Source organism: Zhongshania sp. (assembly GCF_041584495.1).
Lineage (GTDB): Bacteria > Pseudomonadota > Gammaproteobacteria > Pseudomonadales > Spongiibacteraceae > Spongiibacter.
The window spans coordinates 1-5,935 of sequence record NZ_JBFHDY010000154.1; the positions used below are offsets into that span (position 1 = coordinate 1).

Consider the following 5,935-nt stretch of genomic DNA (forward strand, 5'->3'; position numbering starts at 1 on the left):
TGATGACATTGTTGATGAATACTGAAGCTTAGAGGTAAGAATGAAGCCCGCTGGCCGGATTCAAATTGACCGCCGCGCCTTCTCTGAGTCACCATTAACCGCCCTCTCGCTCGCAACGGCGCAACAGCCCTCGCCGTCGCTCGTGCTTCATCAATCAAGCTCACTGAGAGTGGTTCTCGCTGCTTCCCCAGATCGCTTGGACTTTTTTGACGCACTAACAAGGCTGCGGTTTCAGCCAAGGTCCTCTCTTTACGGTTACGCTCTTTCTTCAAGACCGTGTTTTCATGCTTAAGCTTTTGGTTTCAGATGGCGCGGGCGCCACCAACTGAACCCTCCGTCCACTGCTTGATGTGGTGAGAGTAAATGCCCTGTTCACAACACAGGGCATTTACGGCCTCATCATCCAAAGGACCGCAGGCAATAATCAGCTTAAGCTTCTCTTCCAAGCCCCAATCTTGTGGTCTTGTCGCTTTTGACATCGAGACGTGTCGGGAATCCGGCGGTGCCATGACAGTCATGCCCAATACACTCGCTGCGCTCGCGGGGCAGGCTCTTGCCTTCATCCAAGACCCGGTGATGATCCAGAAGATCCTGAATCACTTTAAGGCAAAAAGTGAATACTAGGATGCGTTTCGGTTGCCCGAGAATCGCAGCCGGCCGCAAACGAGCTTATTTGGGTAAGGACAAGGCCGTTGCTGGCGACACCAGGCAAGAATAGCGCTCGGCTGACGGTGTAGTTTGAGCGGGTCACAGAGCCGGAATCTGGCCGATTTAGCCAACTAAGCCACTGCATCAGATGAGATTGACTACGTCTGGCCGTGAAATGGTCTGGTTGCCCGAGTTAATTTTTCAGTGAAAAGGGGTTTTATACTCCTTATACTTAGGTCAAACTCTGTGAAGAACAGTAAATACCTTGGGAAGAAATCGTCTTCCCCTCGGTCAAAAAAACACTCAAGCAGTTTTTTTAACGATAGGGGAAATGGCACTTCTCCCGTCAGAACAGGCGCTATTCGCCGTAAATAGCAGAATACAACATGGACGATAACGACAAGAATCTTCAAATAGACCAAACCAAGATTATTACGCCAAAACGATTAGAATTTCATTGCGTTGTCTTATTCGCCACCCTTTGAGGCAGTTAATGCCCTACTTTAGCTCGAGCCTTTTACGTAAAGTCCCGACTTTGTAAACTTCATAGCACCCCTCACAGAATAAAAACACTCTCTATAAATCTCACCGACAGGGAACTACTGGGAATGATACTGACGTTAAAGACCTTATCCTCGAACTTTCGTTACGCGGCACAAGCAATACTCTTATTCCTTCTGTTAAGTCCCGGCGCCAGCGCCGAATCCAATTCCTTCCCCGTGAAACAGCAAACTGTCCATGACTTAAAATCAGTCTTTGCCTCGGTACAATCAATGGACATTACCCAAGGTAGAGCGCGTATTGGGGGCACACTGGTCGAATTGCTTGTCGATGAAGGTGATATTGTCAAAGCAGGGCAAAAACTAGCCTTGGTTCGCGATGCCAAACAAAAATTGCAAATTGCTGCTATTGCCTCAAAATTGCACTCTCTGCAAGCGCAATTACAACTCGCCACCACAACCTTAAAGCGAGTTTCGACCCTACAGAAAACCGGGAAAGCTAGCCAGGCTGAGCTCGATAAGGCACAAACACAGGTCGATGTGGTTACGGCTAATATCGCCGCACTTAAACTCGATCAAGCTGTCATCCGCGAAGCACAATCCCAGGGTGACGTATTCGCACCCGCTGGGGGGCGAGTCTTGAATATCAAAGCCATTCAGGGTGCTGTCGTCATGCCCGGCGAGACGATAGCAGATATCGCAGCTGATCGTTATATCTTGCGCCTGTTACTGCCCGAGCGCCATGCCCGTTTTATCAAAAAAGGCGACACCGTATTGGTCGCGGAACGTGGCATGCTCGATGTCAATGAAGAGACCTCCCAATCAACACGTCGCCAAGGCACTGTGTCGCAGGTTTATCCAGAGCTCAACAACGGGCGTGTAGTGGCCGATGTTAGTGTCCAGGGGCTCGGTGATTTTTTTGTTGGCGAGAGAGTTCGAGCTTGGGTGTCCACCGATAAACGCCAGACGTATGTTATTCCAGAATCGTATATCCACCGTCGTTATGGCCTAAGTTTTGTTTACCTCAGCAACGGGTCTGAAATCGTCATCCAACCCGGCAGTAAACTCGATGGCGGCATAGAGGTACTATCCGGCCTGCACAATGGCGACACACTGGTGCACAGGCCGACATCAAGCCCAGTACAAGCCAATAGCGCGGGGCAATAATCATGTCCATGGGTATCGCAGGGCGCACCACTCAGGCCTTCATTCAATCAGCGTTAACACCGATTATTTTAATTATTTCGGTTATTCTCGGCGGCATGGCACTCATTAGCATGCCGCAGGAAGAAGACCCTCAGATCACCGTTCCCTTTGTCGATATTTTCGTCCCCACCCCGGGCCTAAAGGCTGAAGATGTCGTCGAGTTGGTAACAAAGCCCTTTGAGGATATTTTAAAGGGCATTGATAATGTCGAGCACGTCTATTCCATGACCCGCGATGAAGGGATCTCCCTTACCGTGCGTTTTGACACGGGTTTCGATGACGACACCGCTGTCGCCCGCGTTAATGATGCGATTGATGCCAACCGCCATCGCATACCGACCGACTTACCGGCACCCTCGGTGATCGGCCGCAGCATCGATGATGCGGCCGTCGTAGTCCTTACTCTGTCACCCAAACCAGGCAATAAAGGCCGCTGGAGTTCAGACACGCTCTACGACCTCACCGAAGAGCTAAAGCACGAAATCATTAAGGTCGACGATGTCGGGCTAACCTATATTATTGGCGGCCACCCTAAAGAATTGCGCATCGAACCTTCTCCCGAACTACTCTCTCTCTACGGCATTACCCTCAACCAGGTCGTTGAGAAAATTCGCAATGCCAACTCATCATTTAGCGCTGGCAGTTTACGTAATAACAACCAGCTCACACCGGTCATTATCGGCCAAACTCTGCATAGCACCACGGAAATTGGCCTGCTAGTCATCACCACAGTTGATGGCCGCCCTGTGTATTTACGCGATGTTGCCAAAATCGTTATTGATGCCAGCTTGGGGGAGCACCGAGTATCACAACTCTTGCCGATCAGTGAAGACGGCAAAAGTTACGAGCGCCTACCCGCAGTTAGCTTGTCTATTGGCAAACGCAATGGAGCCAACGGCGTGGCGATTAGCGAAGACATATTAAAGCGTCTGGAGCTGGTGCGCGGTGATTTGATTCCTGAAGATGTCAATGTCGAAATTACCCGTGACTTCGGAGAAACCGCTGGCCACAAGTCCAATGAAATGATGTTCCATCTCATCCTCGCCACCGCCGCCATCGTCATTATTATGGGAGCATTTTTAGGCTGGAGAGAGGGCGTCGTGGTGCTGCTGGTCGTGCCCGCGACCATCTTATTGACCTTCTTTACCTGCTGGATGCTGGACGTCACACTCAATCGGCTCACCATGTACGGCATTATCTTCTCCATCGCGATTCTCGCCGACGACGCCATTGTAGTGATAGAAAATGTCTCACGGCACTGGAAGATGTTTGACGAACGCAGCTTGTTAGAAAAAACGATTGACGGTGTTTCAGAAGTGGGCAACCCAACCATTATCGCCACCTTTACTGTGGTGATGGCGATGCTGCCAATGCTCTTTATTAACGGCTTTATTGCGCCCTTTCTCGCACCTATCCCTATCGCAGCCATTGCCGCGATGATTTTCTCTCTTTTCCTCGCGTTTAGTGTTGTGCCCTGGGCTATGCTCAAGCTCCACCCCGAGGCTAGCGGCACTGACAATACCAAGAGTGAATCAAGCGCAGAAATGCTCGAGGATGAGAAAGAAGTCAGGGGTGGTTTTTTTGGCCAGGCTGTTCGCAGTACGCTGAGCGGCATGATAAGCACACCTAAACGCGCCAAATACACCGTGTTTGCCATTGTCGCCTTTACCCTGCTGACCTTTTTACTCCCTTATTACAAACTTGTTCTGTTCAAAATCATGCCTTTTGACGACAAACAAGACATTCAAATACAGTTTGATCTGCCCGAGGGCTCAACACTTGAGGCAACAGACCGCACCTTGGTTGAAGCCGCTAATTTAATTAGCGATATTGAAGAGATTCAAAACATCCAGCTTTATGCTGGTGTCGCTGGCCCTTTTAATTTTTACGGACTGGTGCGCCAAGACTACCTGCGTAACTCGCCTGAATTGGGCGAGGTTCGCATTCGGCTGTCATCCACCTGGGAGCGCAAACGGGAAAGCCACGAAATTGCGATGGAGATAAAACAGCGCTTAAAAGACTTAGTGCTGCCAGAAAACACCACGGTAGAACTGGTTGAATCGCCTCCAGGACCACCAGCCCCTTACATTGTGGTAGCCGAAGTTTATGGGCCAGACCCTGAAACCCGACGCCAAAGCGCGCGCAAAATTCAGCAAGCCATTAACCAGGTGCCTTCCCTCGCCGAAACCGACAACTCCCTAGGCGACCCAACAGTGCGCATGCGCATCGCCATTGACCAGGAAAACCTCGAGTTCCACCAGGTCGATGAAGGCGTGGTGTACAGTACCCTTGCCGCTCTATTACAAGGGGTCGAACTCGGTTACTCCCACCGTGGTGATGGCCGCAACCCCATTCCCATTGTGCTACACCTGCCCAAAGAGTCACTCACCTTGGGAGAACGCCTGTTATCTACGCCCATACCGACGATAACCGGTGAAACCAGAGAGCTGGGGGATGTCGTTAGCATTAGCAAGGAGCCTGCCTCCTATCCCATCTACCGCCGAGATGGGCGTTTTGCCGACCTAGTGACGGCTAGCATTCGTGGTGAACATGAAGATGCCCCTATGTATTCCCTGTATGACGTTGAACAGGTCATCAACGATATGGCGTGGCCCGAAGGAATGAAGCCCGATGTTCGCTACTTCGGGCAACCCGAAGATGAGGGCAAACCCACTTTACTCTGGATGGGTGAATGGGATGTTACTCGCGAGACCTTTACCGAGCTCGGCACCGCCTTTAACTACGCCATCTTGGGCATTTATATTCTTGTCGTTGGCCAGTTCAGCAGCTTTAAAACCCCGTTGGTTGTCCTGTTGCCCGTACCTCTGGGCTTCTCGGGCATCATCCTCGGCCACTGGATCATGGGTGCCACCTACTCCATGCCGTCCACCATTGGTCTGATCGCCCTGTCGGGAATCGTGGTGCGCAACTCGATTTTACTTATCGAGTTCATCCACATGAAAAGTCGGGAGGGGGTACCAATGCGCACTGCGGCACTGGAAGCTGCAGCCATTCGCGCCAAGCCGATTTTTCTCACCGCCCTCGCGGGCATTGCCGGTGCCGCTTTTATTTTGCCTGACGCCATGCTCCACGGCATGGGAGTATCACTGATGTTTGGCCTTGCCTCATCGACCATACTGACATTGATGGTGATACCTGCAATGTATGTCTGGCTGCGCGATGACGGGCGCGAGGTGTCGCAAGAGGCCACAAAGACAAACCATTAGACACTCGGTAGCGGTGACGGATTCGAATTTTTGGGCTTGGGATTATACCATCCACCGGTTGAGCGTGGAGTGACCAAGCCCCAGTGAATCAGCCACCGCCATTACCGCCGTGAGCTGAAACACCGCATCACCAATTTGAATACTGATAGTGCAAAGCATTGAGCTTAAGCCCAGATACCACAAGATTGCGGCGCAGCACATCTGGCGAAATAAGCCCGCGCCCTCGGTTTTCGGCAATCGACCGAATAAACTCGTCGCTGATAATGGTGATCTGTTGCGCCCCACCACACGCCGGTCTCCCTGCAGGCCGCAGACCTATCCACTCTAGCCGCCCAGTTTAATTATGACTGAGAA

5 protein-coding genes are annotated in these 5,935 nt (G+C 51.4%); 2 read left to right on the forward strand and 3 right to left on the reverse strand.

Translation table 11 applies throughout. From position 1 onward, the window contains the following. Together ABYP33_RS16830 and ABYP33_RS16835 are read right to left on the reverse strand one after the other, a co-directional pair. The coding region (locus ABYP33_RS16830) for a hypothetical protein (RefSeq protein ID WP_373092308.1) at nucleotides 1-239 on the reverse strand (239 nt) is incomplete at its 3' end. Nucleotides 240-302: 63 nt separating this feature from the next. Further along, the gene (locus ABYP33_RS16835) at nucleotides 303-563 is read right to left on the reverse strand and encodes a hypothetical protein (protein WP_373092309.1); all 261 of its coding nucleotides are present in this window, start codon (nucleotides 561-563) and stop codon (nucleotides 303-305) included. A 693-nt stretch (nucleotides 564-1,256) separates the two neighbouring features. On the opposite strand from ABYP33_RS16835, the gene ABYP33_RS16840 reads away from it, so the two are divergent. Beyond that, on the forward strand, nucleotides 1,257-2,315 hold the full coding sequence (locus ABYP33_RS16840; RefSeq protein WP_373092310.1) for an efflux RND transporter periplasmic adaptor subunit: 1,059 nt from the start codon (nucleotides 1,257-1,259) through the stop codon (nucleotides 2,313-2,315). A 2-nt stretch (nucleotides 2,316-2,317) separates the two neighbouring features. After that, the gene (locus ABYP33_RS16845; RefSeq protein WP_373092311.1) at nucleotides 2,318-5,581 is read left to right on the forward strand and encodes an efflux RND transporter permease subunit; all 3,264 of its coding nucleotides are present in this window, start codon (nucleotides 2,318-2,320) and stop codon (nucleotides 5,579-5,581) included. A 42-nt stretch (nucleotides 5,582-5,623) separates the two neighbouring features. On the opposite strand, the gene ABYP33_RS16850 is transcribed toward ABYP33_RS16845, so the two are convergent. Then, a complete protein-coding gene (locus tag ABYP33_RS16850) occupies nucleotides 5,624-5,866 on the reverse strand; it encodes a hypothetical protein (protein ID WP_373092312.1) in 243 nt (80 codons plus the stop codon). Between the last annotated feature and the right edge of the window lie 69 nt (nucleotides 5,867-5,935).